We start from the raw sequence: 16,134 nt of genomic DNA on the forward strand, positions 1-16,134 counted from the left end.
TCAGACCTCTATATCTGGAAAAACCCGATCAACAGGAATATTTTCAACACAAACTATTGTTTGAGCAGTTCCTGATCCGGAGGCAAAATTGTCGAAATCCAGAATGACCCGTCGCTCTGCGGTGCTGGGCGTAGCGTCCCTAGTGGCCACACCTGCTTTGGTGCGCGCGCAAAGTTCGGACGCGTTCCCGCAAAACGAAGATGCAATTAGCACTCAGCTTCCGGTTCGCAGAAACGTCTCATCTTTCTCACAACAAAACTGGCAGGATCACTTCGATGAACTCGGTGTAGGTGCATTGTTGGCGGATATCACAAGCCGCGCGGTGCACTACTGGGGGCCTGATGGGACTTACAAACTGTACCCCAGTTCGGTTCCGATGAGCGAAGAATTGACCAAGCGCGGCTATACCGAAGTCGTACGCAAGCGCGAAAATCCAAGCTGGACGCCTACCGCTTCGATGCGCGAGCGTGATCCTGATCTGCCTATTCGAATGGAAGGCGGAGAACCGGGGAACCCACTTGGAACGCGCGCGATGTATTTGGGTTGGCCCGCCTATCTGGTGCATGGCACCCATGATACGCGAAAAATTGGCCGGCAAAGTTCGTCTGGCTGTATAGGCCTATACAATCAGCATGTCGAAGAATTGTACCCTCTGGTCCAGGTCGGAACCCAAGTCCGTCTGGTCTGACAAAAAGCCCCGGCCTACAAGGACCGGGGCTTTTTGTTATTGCTTGGCTTTATTATTCAGGCAGGATCACAGCGTCTACGACATGGATCACACCATTGCTGGTTTCGATGTCAGCCTGGATGACTTCTGCATCATTCACCTTGACGCCACGCTTGGCATTTACGCTCAGACGGTCGCCCTGCACGGTTAGAACCTTGGCGCGTTTTCCGGCAATGTCACCAGACATGACCTTAGCAGGAACAACGTGGTATGTCAGAATTTCAACAAGTTGGTCCTTATTCTCGGGCAGAAGCAGTGTTTCGACCGTACCCTCAGGCAATGCTGCGAAGGCTTCGTCAGTCGGAGCGAAGACAGTAAACGGACCGTCACCTTTCAACGTTTCAACAAGACCTGCGGCCTGAACGGCGGCAACTAGGGTTTCGAACGACCCGGCCGAAACGGCGGTATCCACAATGTCAGCGGCCTGTGCCTTGACGGGCAAAGTCAGTGCAAGTGCGGCGGCGGCGCCCATCAGTGTTTGGCGGAACATGGCTGTATCTCCTCTCAGCGTGTTATGAAAAGGAGTACGGCGTTTTTTCAGGGACGGATCACTTTGCGTTCAATTTTCTTTGATCTGCACCCAGATACTTTGCGCACGACCATCGCTCAGGAACGGCAAAGCCTCGACCGCATCGGGGCGATCCTGCTGAAGGTAATACCCCGGCCAAAGCATTGAAAACGCGCCGGATTGTAGCAAAGCGTGCAGCATGTACTGCTCGCCCCAACCAGGGCAGTCATAGAAGAATCGCTTGGGATATTCATAAGGTAGAAAAACATCATGCACGTGTATCACCACACCAGGTTTCAGTGCAGGGATGATGCGGCAAAACAGATGCGCGACGTCATTGCTCATGCGGACTACATGACTGGAATCGATGAACAGAACGTCGCCCGCCTCCAACTGATCGAACAGCGCGGGATCCACTTCTTCCAGCCGTCTCTGCTCGAAATGCTCTACCACATGAGCGATATCAGCACGCGGATAGGGATCAATCGCGGTGATCTGCGTCTCAAGCCCGCCGTCGATGATTGCCTGCCGGGTAACGCGCGTGGAGTTTCCGCAGCCAACCTCGATCACACGCCGGGGTTTGAACCGGCGGATCATCAAATACAGCGCGTCGGCATCGGGACTATCGTAGTAACCGTTACCGACCCGATACCCCGTCTGATTGCGATTGGGGTCCTTGAGGGCCGCAAGCGCATCCGCATGTTCGGTGTATTCTGCGACGAGGGGCGCGATATCAAACCCCTCCATTCCCGGTGACAACGCATAAGCGGGACGGGTCAAGCCACCTGCCCGTTCAAATGCCTCAAGCCGGGCGCGCTCGTCGTCTTCTGGTCCTTTGTCGACCAATTTAACTCCAAGCTCCGAAAGCGTGTCGTTGATCTTTGGGAATTTCCTGGGTTTCACGCGAACGCTCCGGGGTTTGAACTGTTGACTGAAAGGTTCTTATCGCCGCCGCCGGGGGCTTCGCAAGCCAAACACTTGGCAAGGCGGTCATTTCCGTATTCACTGATTGGAATAACCGACGAGGGCGACCATGCAGCAGGAATACACACTGGGCATTGAAGAAGAGTATCTTCTGGTCAATCGGGACACGTTCGAGCTTGCCGAAGCACCCGAAGCTTTGATGGAGGCCTGTCAGGCCGATTTCCAAGGTCAGGTCAGCCCCGAATTCCTGCAATGTCAGATCGAGGTCGGCACCCGCCCCCATGCAACCATTGCCGGCGCGCGCGAGGATCTGAAACGCTTACGGTCTTGCGTGGCCAAACGTGCAGCGGACTACAACCTCGCCCCAGTCGCGGTATCGTGTCATCCGTTTGCCGATTGGAAAAAGCAAAGCCATACGCGAAAAGATCGCTATGACGCCTTGCACCATGCACTTGGCGGTGTAGCGCGACGAATGCTGATCTGTGGGATGCATGTCCATATCGGAATTGATGACCCTGCCCTGCGCGCCGATCTTATGCCGCAGCTTTCGTATTTTCTGCCCCACCTTTTGGCCCTTTCGACCTCATCCCCCTATTGGAACGGCGAGGATACGGGGCTGTCGTCCTACCGCCTGACAGTCTTCGACAACCTACCCCGAACCGGCTTGCCCCCGACCTTGGCCAGTTGGGCCGACTATGAGCGCACCACGGGCATTTTGGTCGAACTAGGTGTGATCGAGGACACGTCGAAAATCTGGTGGGACTTGCGCCCATCACACCGCTTCCCAACACTTGAGACGCGCATAATGGACGTGCAGCCCCGGCTGGAACACGCCTTGTCTTTGGCTGCGATGGTTCAGGCGCTGACCCGGATGCTATGCCGGTTGAAAGCCAGAAACTTACGCTGGCGCAACTATGACCAGTTCCTGATCGGAGAAAACCGTTGGCGCGCACAGCGCTATGGCGTCGGCGAGGGCATGATCGACTTTGGCGACCGCTCGATCAAGCCCATGCCCGAATTGATGGGCGAACTGATGGGGCTACTGGCCGAAGACGCCGAGGCACTTGGTACAATGACCGAACTGGCGCGGTTGCAACAAATCGCGCAGAACGGCACATCGGCCACACGTCAGCGACGCGTTTATGCCGAGGCATCCGCCCGTGGCGAAGATCCGGGAAAAGCGGTTGTCCAACACCTGATCGAGGAATTTCACCACGACCTTTAACTCCTGCACCGGATTAAGACGGGGAATTGATGGCCGTGAAAAATTTCTGTAAGGATTAGGAAATAAACACTCGTTCAATTCATCCGTCGGCGTGGGAGGGAAGCCATGGATTTCGCTTTGACCGAAGAGCAGACTGCGATCTTCGACATGGCCTATGAGTTCGGGCAGGAGAACATCGCCCCCTATGCGCGACAGTGGGAGGCCGAAGGCACCATCCCCAAGGACCTGTGGCCCCGTGTCGGAGAGCTTGGGTTCGGCGGCCTCTACGTCTCTGAAGACAGCGGCGGTTCTGGTCTGACGCGACTGGATGCCACCATGGTGTTCGAGGCGTTGTCGATGGCCTGCCCGTCCGTTGCAGCGTTTTTGTCGATTCACAACATGTGCGCCAAAATGCTGGACAGTTTCGCCGGGGATGCGCTGAAAGCGCGTATCATGCCCGATGTTCTCAGCCTGAATACCGTTCTCAGCTATTGCCTGACCGAACCGGGCTCGGGCTCGGATGCTGCTGCGTTGAAAACCCGCGCGGACCGCAGCAATGAAGGATACACCCTGAACGGGACCAAGGCATTTATCTCGGGCGGCGGGTATTCCGATGCTTATGTCTGCATGGTGCGCACCGGACAGAACGGCCCCAAGGGAATCTCAACGGTCTATGTCGAAGACGGTGCGCCCGGCCTGTCCTTCGGCGCCTTGGAGCAGAAGATGGGATGGAAAAGCCAACCCACGGCGCAGGTGCAGTTCGATGATTGCAAAATCCCGGCCGAAAACCTTGTCGGCGTCGAAGGCGATGGATTCAAATACGCGATGATGGGGCTGGATGGCGGACGGCTGAACATCGCCTCATGCTCGTTAGGGGCCGCGCAAGCGGGGCTGAATATGACGTTGCAATATATGTCCGAGCGGCAGGCGTTCGGTCAGTCCATCGACCAGTTTCAGGCGCTGCAATTCCGTCTGGCCGATATGGAGATCGAGTTGCAGGCAGCCCGAACGTTCTTACGGCAGGCGGCCTGGAAACTGGATCAGGGTGCGCCGGATGCCACCAAGTTCTGCGCCATGGCCAAGAAATTCGTGACCGAGACTGGATCGAAAGTGGTGGATCAATGCCTTCAACTGCATGGCGGCTATGGCTATCTGGCAGATTACGGGATCGAGAAACTGGTCCGCGACTTGCGTGTACATCAGATCCTGGAAGGCACGAATGAAATCATGCGCGTGATCGTGTCGCGCCAGATGCTCGCCAATCGCTGAGGGGGCCATGGCTGATATCGACATTCGCACCGCCGGTCGTGCCGGACGGATCTCACTGACCCGGACCAAAGCGTTAAACGCGCTCAGCTATGACATGTGCATGGCCATAGACACTGCTTTGCGCAACTGGCGTGAAGATGACTCGGTTGATCTTATTGTTCTGGATGCCGAGGGCGACAAGGCATTCTGCGCTGGCGGCGACATTGCGGAACTGTACGAGACCGGCAAGAAAGGTGACTATGTATATGGCCAGACATTTTGGCGCGATGAGTATCGCCTGAACGCGCTGATCTTTGAATACCCAAAACCCGTTGTCAGCTTTCTCCAAGGGTTCACCATGGGCGGTGGCGTTGGCATTGGCTGTCACGGCAGCCACAGGATTGTAGGCGAAAGTAGCCAGATCGCCCTGCCCGAATGCGGGATCGGATTGGTTCCGGATGTCGGTAGCTCGCTGATGCTGGCGCTCGCACCGGGACGGGTCGGCGAATACCTTGGCATGACCGGTCATCGGATGGGCCCGGATGATGCCATTTTCGCAGGTTTCGCGGATCACTTCATCCCCATGGCTCAATGGTCGGACTTGATCGAACTGTTGGAAGCATCCGGAGACGCCAGCCTTCTGATCACCCACGCCCAAACACCCCCGGAGGGCGTGTTGGCCGGATTGCAAACCAAGATCGACGCGCATTTTGACGGCGAAAGGCTGCAAGACATCCTCAATAACCTCAAAGGCAGCGAAACGGACTTCGCAACCGCCGCGCTTAAATTGATCAACCGGGGTTCGCCGCTGGCTATGGCCTGCTGTATCGAGATCCTGCATCGCTTGCGCACCCCCAGCCTCACCATCCAGAAGGCGCTGGAACACGAGTTCCGCTTTACAAGTCGTGCGATGGAGCATGGTGACTTTCTGGAAGGAATTCGCGCACAGATTATCGACAAAGACCGCACTCCGCGCTGGAGGCACCCCGACCAGAACGTACCCATTGTCGAGGTATCGAGGATGCTTCAACCAATGGGCGCTAAAGCACTGACATTCTAGGAGGATTGAGGAATGAAGATCGGATTTATCGGGCTTGGGAACATGGGGAATCCGATGGCCACCAATCTGGCGAAGGCCGGTCATGACGTGGTCGGGTTTGATATGGCGGATGTGGATGTTGCAGGCGTGACCCTTGCCTCATCCGGCGCTGAGGCTGCAGGCGGTGCCGACATTGTTATCACCATGCTTCCGAACGGCCAGATCCTGCGGGCCGTGGCGGATGATATTTTGCCAGCGATGAATTCCGGTTCGGTTTGGATTGATTGCTCGACCGTGGATGTCGACAGCGCCCGCGCCGTGGCCGAGCAGGCTGCACAAGCCGGTGTCTTGGCAGTAGACGCACCCGTATCCGGCGGGATCGGAGGGGCTGCGGCCGGTACCTTGACCTTTATGGCAGGTGGCAGTGATGTCGCCTTTGGCAAGGCTGCCCCCCTGTTCGAAATCATGGGACAAAAGGCCGTGCATTGCGGCGGATCAGGCGCAGGTCAAGCCGCCAAAATATGCAATAACATGATTCTGGGCGTGACCATGATTGCCACCTGCGAAGCGTTTGCATTAGCAGACAAGCTGGGTCTGGACCGACAGAAAATGTTTGACGTAGTCAGCACATCCTCGGGATATAGCTGGACAATGAACGCCTATTGCCCCGCACCGGGGGTCGGCCCCTCCAGCCCTTCGGACAATGACTACCAGCCCGGCTTTGCCGCCGAACTGATGCTCAAAGACTTGCGCCTCAGCCAACAGGCTGCGGAAAGTTCAGATGCGGATACGCCACTTGGTCAGGCGGCTACGGCTCTTTATGAGCAATTCGTGGAATCCGAAGACGGTTTGGGCAAGGATTTCTCTGCCATGCTGCCCCGTTTTGAAAAACGAGGAAGAAGTTAACCTTCACCCGTGGGCGACAAACTGCCCACGGGGTTGACCCGCTCTGATCGGACCGCCATCTATCGGCGTAGATCAGTTCGTGTGCCGGAGGTTCCTATGTCCCGTGTTTTGAAAGTAATATTGGTTGCTTCCATGTTTGTCGCAGCACCAGCAGCGGTGATGGCAGGTAATGGTAAAGGCAACGGTAAAAACGCCGACAAGGTCTTTCGCGCACCCTCACAACCTGTGATTCAAACCAAAGGCAAGGCTGGGCATTGCCCTCCGGGGTTGGCCAAGAAAAATGTCCCCTGTGTTCCACCTGGACAGGCAAAAAAGCTGTATCGCAACGGTGACTTCATCAACAACGATTACCGCTGGATCAATGATCCGTACCGCTATGGCTTGAACCGAGGGTCATACGTCCGCGCCGGGGACTATGTCTACCGGGTCGATCCCGAGACCCGCAAAGTACTGAACTTAATCGGCGCCGTTGCGGATATCCTTAACTAAGTCACACAACCTCTGCGTTAGCTCCCTACTTTTGACGCAATTCAACGTCATTTCAATTCTCATTATTGCGAGGATTGAATATGCATAGTGACAATTCGATTTTTGAGTTCCGCGGACCGTGGAACGTACCCATTCAGTTAAACCAAAGTCTAATTTTTCTAGTTTTGCTCATAGTGGGGTTCAGTTTTGATCCCGAATCCCTGCCCTATGCGCTTGGTTTTGTGGCCATTTTATTGACCTCAATCCTGTTGCATGAGCTCGGACACGCCTGGGGTTGCTTGATACAGGGTATCCCTGTCAATCGCGTCGTCCTGTATGGAGGTGGCGGGTTTTGCGAACATCGCCGCTCGACCTCATCCTACGAAGACGAATTGATCGTCGCTATGGGGCCGATCGTCAACCTGACGCTGTGGGCATTGTGTTCACTGCTGGAACCCTTCGTCACCTCGCCCGAACTGGGCTGGGTTCTGGTCGTGACCGCCCAATTGAACCTGTTTTTGGCGGTATTCAACATGTTGCCCCTGATGCCGTTGGACGGTGGCCGTCTGTTTCACGCTGTCCTTAACCGCATGGTCAAACCAGTGACTGCGACACGAATTGCTGGGCTAGTAGGACTGATCGGAGTCGCGCTTTGGTTGCCTATGACAGTATTCGCTTACGTAAACTTCGGCTTTGTGTTCCTGTTCTTTCCACCCTTGCTGCGACATTGGCACATGCTCAGACACGCGCAATACTAGCTTATTCGGCCGCAACCTGTTCCGGGTTCAACATCTGTTTTAGGTACCGACCGGTATGGCTGCGCTCGTCAGCGGCCACATGCTCGGGCGTGCCGGTGGCCACGATCTCACCGCCGCCATCACCGCCTTCAGGGCCAATGTCGATGATATGATCGGCGGTTTTCACCACGTCCAGATTATGTTCGATCACTACAACTGTATTGCCCTGATCGACCAATTCGTGCAGCACTTCCAACAGCTTACGGACGTCTTCGAAATGAAGACCCGTGGTCGGCTCGTCCAGAATATAAAGCGTCCGCCCGGTCGAGCGTTTGGACAGCTCCTTGGACAGCTTCACCCGCTGCGCCTCGCCCCCGGACAGGGTCGTGGCCTGCTGACCCACCTTGATATAGCCCAGCCCAACACGCGCTAGCGCATCCATCTTGTCGCGGATTGAAGGCACGGCCTTAAAGAACTCCTGCGCGTCTTCCACTGTCATATCAAGGACATCGGCAATGGACTTGCCCTTGAACTTGATCTCAAGCGTCTCACGATTGTACCGCGCGCCTTTGCAGGTCTCGCAGGTCACGTAGACGTCGGGCAGGAAGTGCATCTCAATCTTGATAACGCCGTCGCCCTGACACGCCTCACACCGGCCACCTTTAACGTTAAAGCTGAACCGACCAGGCTTGTACCCCCGCGCCTTGGCCTCGGGCAGACCAGCAAACCAGTCGCGGATCGGGGTGAAGGCCCCGGTGTAAGTCGCTGGATTAGAACGCGGAGTCCGCCCGATAGGCCGCTGGTCAATGTCGATGACCTTATCCAGATGCTCCAGCCCCTTGATCGTCTCACACGGCGCAGGCGTCTGCCGCGCGCCGTTCAATCGCATCGAGGCAGTTTTGAACAGTGTCTCAATCGTCAGGGTCGATTTGCCCCCGCCCGATACACCGGTCACACAGACGAACTTGCCCAGCGGAAACTCTGCCGTGACGCTTTTCAGGTTATTCCCTGTGGCTTTGACGACCTTGAGCTTCTTCTTGTTCCCCTTGCGCCGGTCACTCGGCACAGCAATCTCGCGCGTGCCCGACAGGTATTGCCCGGTCATCGAGGCCGCATCCGCCGCGATATGTTCAGGCGTGCCGTGGCTAACCACCTGTCCGCCATGCACACCGGCACCGGGGCCGATATCGAACACATAATCGGCCTCGCGGATGGCCTCTTCATCATGTTCCACCACGATCACTGTATTGCCCTGATCGCGCAGGTTTTTCAGCGTCCCCAGCAGCCGGTCATTGTCCCGCTGGTGCAGCCCAATTGAGGGCTCGTCCAGCACGTAAAGCACCCCGGTCAAGCCCGAGCCGATCTGGCTGGCCAGACGGATACGCTGGCTTTCTCCGCCTGAAAGCGTGCCACTTGAGCGAGACAGCGTAAGGTATTCCAAACCCACGTTATTCAGGAAACCAAGACGCTCACGAATCTCTTTCAGAATCGCCCGCGCGATCTCATTCTTCTGCGCGCTCAGATGGTTCGGCGCGTCCCCGACCCAGGCCAAGGCCTCACGGATCGACATCTGCACGACCTGCCCCACATGCAGACCCGCGATCTTGACGGCAAGCGCCTCGGGCCGCAGGCGGTAGCCTTCGCAGGCCCCGCAAGGACGGTTGTTCTGATAGCGTTCGAACTCTTCACGGATCCACGCGCTGTCGGTTTCGCGATAGCGGCGTTCCATGTTCGGAATCACGCCCTCAAAGCTGCGTGTCACCTGATAGACACGGCCACCTTCGTCATAGCGGAACTGGATTTCCTCATCACCAGAGCCGCGCAGGAACACCTGTTGCACTTTGGCGGGAAGGTCTTTCCACGGTGTGTTCTTGTCGAACTCAAAATGCCGCGCAATGGCTTCGATGGTTTGCAAGAAATAGGGCGACTTGCCCTTGCGCCACGGGGCCAAGGCACCGTCATACAGCTTGAGCGTCTGATCCGGCACCACGAGGCGTTCGTCAAAGAACAGCTCAACTCCCAACCCATCGCAATCCGGGCAAGCCCCAAATGGCGCGTTGAAAGAAAACAGGCGAGGCTCGATCTCGGGGATGGTGAAGCCACTGACCGGACAGGCAAAGTTTTCGCTGAAGGTGATACGTTCCGGGTCGCCCTCCTTCGGGGCGGTTTCCAGAATTGCGATGCCATCCGCCAGGTCCAATGCGGTGCGCAGGCTGTCGGCCAGCCGTGTCTCCATCCCTTCGCGCACGACAAGGCGGTCTACGACCACGTCGATGTCATGGCGGAATTTCTTGTCCAAAGTGGGCGGGGTATCGAGCTCATAGAACTCGCCATCCACTTTGACACGCTGAAAGCCTTGTTTGCGCAGTTCCAGAAACTCTTTCTTATATTCACCTTTCCGGTCGCGCACGATGGGGGCCAGCAGATAGCCGCGCGTGCCCTCCTCCATCGTCATGATGCGGTCAACCATATCCTGCACCTGCTGCGCCTCGATCGGCTGGCCTGTGGCGGGGCTATACGGCGTGCCTGCGCGGGCGAACAAAAGGCGCAGATAGTCGTAGATCTCGGTCACGGTCCCCACGGTCGAGCGCGGGTTCTTCGACGTGGTCTTCTGTTCGATCGAGATCGCCGGGGACAGCCCGCTGATGTGATCCACATCCGGTTTTTCCATCATGTCCAGAAACTGCCGCGCATAAGCCGACAGGCTTTCGACATAGCGACGCTGACCCTCAGCATAGATCGTATCAAAGGCCAGCGACGACTTACCCGAGCCAGACAGCCCCGTGATCACCACCAGCTGATCGCGCGGAATATCCACATCAATGCTTTTGAGGTTATGTTCGCGCGCGCCGCGCACCTCGATATTCTTCAGCTCAGCCATTCTTGGCCCCCAAAACATAAGTGTCCTAGAAATAGGCGAGCGGCGCTGAGTCTCCAACACAAAAGTTAGAACAAAGTGAGAACGATTGAATTATTGCCGAACTCTCCTGACAGAACGCACCCACAGTCGCAGAGAATGGTGGTTATCTGACTGATCAGGGAAGATTTTGATCGAATAAATGGCGCGGTTGACGGGGCTCGAACCCGCGACCCCCGGCGTGACAGGCCGGTACTCTAACCAACTGAGCTACAACCGCGCATCTATTTTCGTGGCCTTTAACCTGGACCAAGGATGGCAGCTATGGCGCGGTTGACGGGGCTCGAACCCGCGACCCCCGGCGTGACAGGCCGGTACTCTAACCAACTGAGCTACAACCGCCCGCTGCCCGTTCGTTGCTGAACGTTTGGGTGTATTATGGCTACGCTCGGGCAGCGTCAAGCGGCGTTTTGAAGTTTTTTCTTAATTGCGAAATTTTACTGCAAAACCCTGTCGACCTTACTCTGCCTGTTTCAAAGAAAAATGCCGCTTTTTGATCACTGGCGACAAACCAACGGAGGACTCATGATTTCCACAACCTGAACCTGTGTCACCCTCGCCACACAGGCTGAAATTCGGTCTGTTTAGATACACATTCAGGCACCACCTAGATAAAGCGACGACTGCTCATCAGGTCATAGTTTGACCCTTAGCAAACAAAACAAACAAACGGAGCAGAAACGTGAAAAAACGTATTATTTGCAGTATTTTGGCAGCATCAACAACAATCGGAGCCGCACAGGCCGCGGAATTTTCCGGTGGTTACCTGAATTTGGATTACTCGACATTTACAGACACCGACTTTGGTGATGCCTACAACCTAAACGGCGCTGCAGAATTGGCGTTTAGCCGCGCCTTCAGCGCACAACTCGACCTTGGCGTACAGCGATTCCAAGACCTGAGTGAAACCGCAACCAACTGGACTTTGCATGGCAACTTGCACACCGCCAACAACGCGTCCTTTGGACTGTTCTACGGCCAGGAGGACCTAGATGATGCGGATTTCGAATTCTACGGGATCGAAGCTGGATTTGATGCTGGACCCGCAGAGATTGAAGGGTACCTGGGACGTCAGGATCTGACCAATGCTTCGGACCTGGATGGCACCTTGTTCGGAATCTCGGCCAAGACTGAGTTGACCGACGCTTGGGAACTGAGCACCAGCTTCGACATCGTCGACAACTTTGGAGGCGCGCTGGACTTCAACCTGTTCGCGATTGGCGCGTCTTACGCGGCGGCCGACAATGCCGAAGTTTATGGCAACCTGGGCGTGGCTCATATCTCGTCCCCGCTTGTTTCAGGCAGCTCAAACGAAGCCTATGTGACTGTCGGCGTTCGCGTGAACTTTGGCAACGACCGTGGCACCACATTCGGTCGTCGCGGAGTGTTGACCCAACTTCCGGGTTTGCCGGGACTGTAAAGTCAAAAGCCCCGAGTTTGCCTCGGGGCTTTCGCCTCCAAAATGGCACTTGCAGCAGTTTCAAAGTCGCTGTAGTACGCCGCCTTACGGGTGATTAGCTCAGTGGTAGAGCGCTTCGTTCACATCGAAGATGTCAGGAGTTCAAATCTCTTATCACCCACCATTCTTCCTTTTGGCGATTCATAAAAAAGCCCCAGGGCTTTGGTAATCCGAATAGAAAAAGGGCGGAGTTTTCACTCCGCCCTTTCCACAGCACTCTCAATTTAGTGTGTCGTTGCAGAAGCCGCCGAATTATCAGAAGCCTTAGCCGCAGCGGCAGCGGCTTCTTCGGCCGCTTCGTCCCACTCAATCGGCTCTGGTTCGCTGACCAAAGCCTGTTTCAGCACTTCCGAGACATGCGTGACCGGGATGATCTCTAGCCCTTCCTTCACGTTATCCGGAATATCGGCCAGATCCTTTTCGTTTTCCTCGGGGATCAGAACCGTTTTGATGCCACCACGCAGAGCTGCCAGCAGTTTCTCCTTCAAACCACCAATCGGCATCGCATTACCGCGCAACGAAACTTCGCCGGTCATGGCGATGTCCTTGCGTACCGGAATACCGGTTAGCACGGACACGATCGACGTGACCATCGCCAGACCTGCTGAAGGCCCATCCTTTGGCGTCGCCCCATCCGGCACGTGGACGTGGATATCCAGCGTGTCAAACTTTGGCGGCTTAACACCGATCTGCGGTGAGATTGACCGCACATAGGACGAGGCCGCGTCGATGGATTCCTTCATCACATCGCCCAACTTACCAGTGGTCTTCATCCGACCTTTACCCGGCAGTTTCAGCGCCTCGATGTGCAACAAATCGCCACCAACAGAGGTCCATGCCAGACCAGTGACAACACCAACCTGATCATCCTGCTCGGCCAAGCCGTACCGGAACTTGGGTACGCCTAGGAAATCATCCAGATTGTCTGGCGTCACCGTAACGGATTCAGCCTCTTTCTTGATGATCTTGGTCAGCGACTTCCGGGCAACCTTGGCGATCTCGCGTTCCAGATTCCGCACGCCTGCCTCGCGGGTATATGTGCGGATAATGGATTGCAGCGCCTCATCGGTCAGTTCAAATTCCTTGGCTTTCAAGCCGTGGTTTTTGACCTGCTTGCTGATCAGGTGCTGCTTGGCGATCTCGGATTTTTCCTCTTCGGTATAACCGGCCAGCGGAATGATCTCCATCCGGTCCAGCAGAGGCCCTGGCATGTTATAGCTGTTCGAGGTGGTCAGGAACATCACGTTGGACAGGTCATATTCGACCTCAAGATAGTGATCCATGAACGTGCTGTTTTGTTCCGGGTCCAATACTTCCAACATTGCCGAAGCCGGATCACCACGGAAATCCTGCCCCATCTTGTCGATTTCATCCAACAAGATCAGCGGGTTCGTGGTTTTCGCCTTTTTCAGCGCCTGAATGATCTTACCGGGCATCGAACCGATATAGGTCCGACGGTGACCGCGAATTTCAGATTCATCACGTACACCACCCAGCGAGATGCGAATGAACTCGCGTCCCGTAGCTTTGGCAACCGATTTACCCAGCGAGGTTTTACCCACGCCCGGAGGGCCAACCAGGCACAAGATCGGGCCTTTCAGCTTTTTCGAGCGCTGCTGCACCGCTAGGTACTCAACGATCCGTTCTTTGACCTTCTCAAGCCCGTAGTGATCGGCGTCCAGAATGTCCTGCGCTCGACCCAGATCTTTTTTGACGCGGGACTTGGTGCCCCACGGCAGTGACAGAATCCAATCCAGGTAGTTGCGCACGACGGTGGCTTCGGCCGACATGGGCGACATGTTCTTGAGCTTTTTCAGCTCACCTTCGGCCTTCTCACGCGCCTCTTTCGACAGCTTGGTCTCGGCAATCTTCTCTTCCAGTTCGACAACTTCGTTCGAGCCGTCTTCGCCATCGCCAAGTTCCTTCTGAATGGCCTTCATTTGCTCATTCAGATAGTACTCGCGCTGCGTCTTCTCCATCTGGGATTTGACGCGGGTCTTGATCTTTTTCTCGACCTGCAGAACCGACATCTCGCCCTGCATGAGGCCATAGACCTTTTCCAGCCGCTCACTAACCGAGAGCGTCTCAAGCAGTTCCTGCTTTTGCTCAACCTCAATGCCCAGATGGCCCGAAACCAGGTCGGCCAGCTTGGCAGGCTCGGTGGTTTCACCAACGGCGGTCAGCGCTTCTTCGGGGATGTTCTTGCGGACTTTGGCGTAACGCTCGAACTCATCCGCGACGGTGCGCAGCAGCGCCTCGGTCGTCGTCACGTCACCGGGAATCTCGGTCAGGTACTCAGCACGAGCTTCGAAGAAATCTTCGTTCTCCAAAAATTCGGTGATCTGCACCCGCGCCTGACCTTCGACCAGCACTTTCACGGTGCCGTCGGGCAGTTTCAGCAGTTGCAAAACATTGGCCAGCACACCCGAACGGTAAATCCCATCAATCGAGGGATCATCGTCACCCGGGTCAATCTGGCTCGACAGCAAAATCTGCTTGTCGTCCTGCATCACTTCTTCCAGTGCGCGAACAGATTTTTCCCGACCCACGAACAGCGGCACGATCATATGTGGAAAAACCACAATATCGCGCAGCGGAAGTACGGGGTATGAGGAATTCAGAGGCTCTTGCATGCTCAATCCTTATCATTGGCAAGACGGTACTGGTCCCTATTAAGGCAACGCCCGACCGTCTCCTGTTTGGACGATTAAGGTGGGGTTCAAATACCCCATTTCAACCTCATCGCCGTGTGTCGTGATCCAGAATGACCCGAGGTTTTTCGGACTGCAAGACACCGCGCCGGAATATCCACCGATTTTAACACAACTGACGCAATGTGCGGCATCAAATCGGTTCAATATCGCCCTGAGCGCGCTGCGCGTGGAACTCGGCCTGCCATGCCTCGAATGTTCCAGTTGCAATGGCGTCGCGCATTCCCTGCATGATATCCTGGAAATAATGCAGATTGTGCCACGTCAGCAGCATCCCCGAGATCATCTCGTTCGAACGGAACACGTGGTGAAGATACGCGCGGGAGTAATTCGAGCAAGCCGGGCATGCGCATTGCTCGTCCAGCGGTCGCGGATCGTCGGCGTGACGGGCGTTTTTGATGTTCACCACACCATACCGCGTAAACACCTGCCCTGTTCGGCCGGAACGCGAGGGCAGAACACAGTCCATCATGTCAATACCGCGTGCAACCGCGCCGACGATATCATCAGGTTTGCCGACGCCCATGAGGTAGCGTGGCTTGTCGACTGGCAGCATATCCGGCGCAAAGTCCAGCACATCGAACATGGCCTCTTGCCCTTCACCTACGGCCAGTCCACCGACGGCGTAACCCTCAAAGCCGATTTCCTTCAACGCTTCGGCAGATTCTTCGCGGAAATCCTGCTCTAGCCCGCCTTGCTGAATGCCGAACAGCGCATGGCCCGGACGGTCGCCAAAGGCATCGCGGGATCTTTGTGCCCATCGCATCGACAGCCGCATGGACGAGGCAATCCGGTCTAGGTCAGCAGGCAACGCAGGGCATTCGTCAAAGCACATAACGATATCAGAGCCCAAAAGCCGCTGAATCTCCATCGACCGTTCCGGCGTCAATTCGTGCTTGGAGCCGTCAATATGCGATTTGAACGTCACACCCTTTTCGGTCAACTTGCGCAACCCGGCCAGCGACATGACCTGAAAGCCGCCCGAATCCGTCAAAATCGGACGATCCCAATTCATGAATTTGTGCAACCCGCCCAAACGGTCGATCCGCTCGGCGGTGGGACGCAACATCAGGTGATAGGTGTTGCCCAGCAGAATGTCCGCACCCGTCGCACGTACGCTTTCCGGCATCATCGCCTTGACCGTCGCCGCCGTTCCGACCGGCATGAAGGCCGGAGTACGCACTTCACCACGCGGAGTGTGGATTACTCCGGTTCTGGCTTTGCCATCGGTGGCCTGCAGGTCAAAAGAGAAACGTTCGGTCATTCGGTGCCTCGGGGTCGCTGAA

13 protein-coding genes and 3 tRNA genes are annotated in these 16,134 nt (G+C 56.0%); 9 read left to right on the forward strand and 7 right to left on the reverse strand.

The genetic code is table 11. From position 1 onward, the window contains the following. Positions 1-103 precede the first annotated feature (103 nt). Positions 104-688, forward strand: coding sequence for a L,D-transpeptidase (locus ACR3EG_RS11615; protein WP_209196925.1), 585 nt, complete (start codon positions 104-106; stop codon positions 686-688). Positions 689-740: 52 nt separating this feature from the next. Here ACR3EG_RS11615 and ACR3EG_RS11620 read toward each other — a convergent pair whose 3' ends face one another. Together ACR3EG_RS11620 and ACR3EG_RS11625 are read right to left on the reverse strand one after the other, a co-directional pair. After that, positions 741-1,217, reverse strand: coding sequence for a fasciclin domain-containing protein (locus ACR3EG_RS11620; RefSeq protein ID WP_170354064.1), 477 nt, complete (start codon positions 1,215-1,217; stop codon positions 741-743). 69 nt (positions 1,218-1,286) lie between these two features. Continuing rightward, on the reverse strand, positions 1,287-2,138 hold the full coding sequence (locus tag ACR3EG_RS11625; RefSeq protein ID WP_480495839.1) for a class I SAM-dependent methyltransferase: 852 nt from the start codon (positions 2,136-2,138) through the stop codon (positions 1,287-1,289). Between the two features lie 130 nt (positions 2,139-2,268). Here ACR3EG_RS11625 and ACR3EG_RS11630 point away from each other — a divergent pair, with 130 nt between their 5' ends. The 6 genes from ACR3EG_RS11630 (at position 2,269) to ACR3EG_RS11655 (ending at position 7,782) form a co-directional block, all read left to right on the forward strand. After that, entirely contained in the window at positions 2,269-3,384 is a 1,116-nt protein-coding gene (locus ACR3EG_RS11630) for a carboxylate-amine ligase (RefSeq protein WP_480495841.1), read from the forward strand. A 105-nt stretch (positions 3,385-3,489) separates the two neighbouring features. After that, on the forward strand, positions 3,490-4,632 hold the full coding sequence (locus ACR3EG_RS11635; protein ID WP_480495843.1) for an acyl-CoA dehydrogenase family protein: 1,143 nt from the start codon (positions 3,490-3,492) through the stop codon (positions 4,630-4,632). A 7-nt stretch (positions 4,633-4,639) separates the two neighbouring features. Continuing rightward, a complete protein-coding gene (locus ACR3EG_RS11640) occupies positions 4,640-5,671 on the forward strand; it encodes an enoyl-CoA hydratase/isomerase family protein (RefSeq protein ID WP_480495845.1) in 1,032 nt (343 codons plus the stop codon). A 12-nt stretch (positions 5,672-5,683) separates the two neighbouring features. Beyond that, positions 5,684-6,556 (forward strand): 3-hydroxyisobutyrate dehydrogenase, encoded by an 873-nt coding sequence (gene mmsB, locus ACR3EG_RS11645; RefSeq protein ID WP_480495847.1) that lies wholly within the window; start codon positions 5,684-5,686, stop codon positions 6,554-6,556. A gap of 132 nt (positions 6,557-6,688) precedes the next feature. Next, a complete protein-coding gene (locus ACR3EG_RS11650; RefSeq protein ID WP_480495849.1) occupies positions 6,689-7,045 on the forward strand; it encodes a hypothetical protein in 357 nt (118 codons plus the stop codon). A gap of 221 nt (positions 7,046-7,266) precedes the next feature. Then, positions 7,267-7,782: a site-2 protease family protein gene (locus ACR3EG_RS11655; protein ID WP_480501743.1), complete on the forward strand. Its 516-nt coding sequence runs from the start codon at positions 7,267-7,269 to the stop codon at positions 7,780-7,782. 1 nt (position 7,783) lies between these two features. On the opposite strand, the gene uvrA is transcribed toward ACR3EG_RS11655, so the two are convergent. The 3 genes from uvrA to ACR3EG_RS11670 form a co-directional block, all read right to left on the reverse strand. Then, positions 7,784-10,642, reverse strand: a complete 2,859-nt coding sequence (gene uvrA, locus ACR3EG_RS11660) for an excinuclease ABC subunit UvrA (RefSeq protein ID WP_480495853.1) — start codon at positions 10,640-10,642, stop codon at positions 7,784-7,786. Positions 10,643-10,821: 179 nt separating this feature from the next. Further along, positions 10,822-10,898, reverse strand: a tRNA-Asp gene (locus ACR3EG_RS11665). Positions 10,899-10,943: 45 nt separating this feature from the next. Continuing rightward, a tRNA-Asp gene (locus ACR3EG_RS11670) sits at positions 10,944-11,020 on the reverse strand. A 340-nt stretch (positions 11,021-11,360) separates the two neighbouring features. Here ACR3EG_RS11670 and ACR3EG_RS11675 point away from each other — a divergent pair. Both ACR3EG_RS11675 and ACR3EG_RS11680 read left to right on the forward strand, forming a co-directional pair. After that, positions 11,361-12,098 (forward strand): porin, encoded by a 738-nt coding sequence (locus tag ACR3EG_RS11675; RefSeq protein ID WP_209196916.1) that lies wholly within the window; start codon positions 11,361-11,363, stop codon positions 12,096-12,098. Positions 12,099-12,186: 88 nt separating this feature from the next. After that, positions 12,187-12,261: transfer RNA gene (locus ACR3EG_RS11680), tRNA-Val, on the forward strand. Between the two features lie 100 nt (positions 12,262-12,361). Here the strand turns inward: ACR3EG_RS11680 and lon are convergent. Both lon and tgt read right to left on the reverse strand, forming a co-directional pair. Further along, a complete protein-coding gene (lon, locus tag ACR3EG_RS11685) occupies positions 12,362-14,770 on the reverse strand; it encodes an endopeptidase La (RefSeq protein WP_480495856.1) in 2,409 nt (802 codons plus the stop codon). A 211-nt stretch (positions 14,771-14,981) separates the two neighbouring features. After that, positions 14,982-16,112 carry a tRNA guanosine(34) transglycosylase Tgt gene (gene tgt / locus ACR3EG_RS11690; RefSeq protein ID WP_480495858.1) on the reverse strand — a complete coding sequence of 377 codons (1,131 nt, stop codon included), beginning with the start codon at positions 16,110-16,112 and terminating at the stop codon, positions 14,982-14,984. Between the last annotated feature and the right edge of the window lie 22 nt (positions 16,113-16,134).

It is taken from the genome of Ruegeria sp. AM7 (genome assembly GCF_056535965.1).

What these genes read in the sequence shown, in the direction of transcription:
- ACR3EG_RS11615 (WP_209196925.1), top strand. Translation starts at nt 104, where the DNA reads ATGACCCGTCGCTCTGCGGTGCTGGGCGTAGCGTCCCTAGTGGCCACA.
- ACR3EG_RS11620 (WP_170354064.1), bottom strand. Translation starts at nt 1,217, where the DNA reads ATGTTCCGCCAAACACTGATGGGCGCCGCCGCCGCACTTGCACTGACT.
- ACR3EG_RS11630 (WP_480495841.1), top strand. Translation starts at nt 2,269, where the DNA reads ATGCAGCAGGAATACACACTGGGCATTGAAGAAGAGTATCTTCTGGTC.
- ACR3EG_RS11635 (WP_480495843.1), top strand. Translation starts at nt 3,490, where the DNA reads ATGGATTTCGCTTTGACCGAAGAGCAGACTGCGATCTTCGACATGGCC.
- ACR3EG_RS11640 (WP_480495845.1), top strand. Translation starts at nt 4,640, where the DNA reads ATGGCTGATATCGACATTCGCACCGCCGGTCGTGCCGGACGGATCTCA.
- mmsB (WP_480495847.1), top strand. Translation starts at nt 5,684, where the DNA reads ATGAAGATCGGATTTATCGGGCTTGGGAACATGGGGAATCCGATGGCC.
- ACR3EG_RS11650 (WP_480495849.1), top strand. Translation starts at nt 6,689, where the DNA reads ATGTTTGTCGCAGCACCAGCAGCGGTGATGGCAGGTAATGGTAAAGGC.
- uvrA (WP_480495853.1), bottom strand. Translation starts at nt 10,642, where the DNA reads ATGGCTGAGCTGAAGAATATCGAGGTGCGCGGCGCGCGCGAACATAAC.
- lon (WP_480495856.1), bottom strand. Translation starts at nt 14,770, where the DNA reads ATGCAAGAGCCTCTGAATTCCTCATACCCCGTACTTCCGCTGCGCGAT.
- tgt (WP_480495858.1), bottom strand. Translation starts at nt 16,112, where the DNA reads ATGACCGAACGTTTCTCTTTTGACCTGCAGGCCACCGATGGCAAAGCC.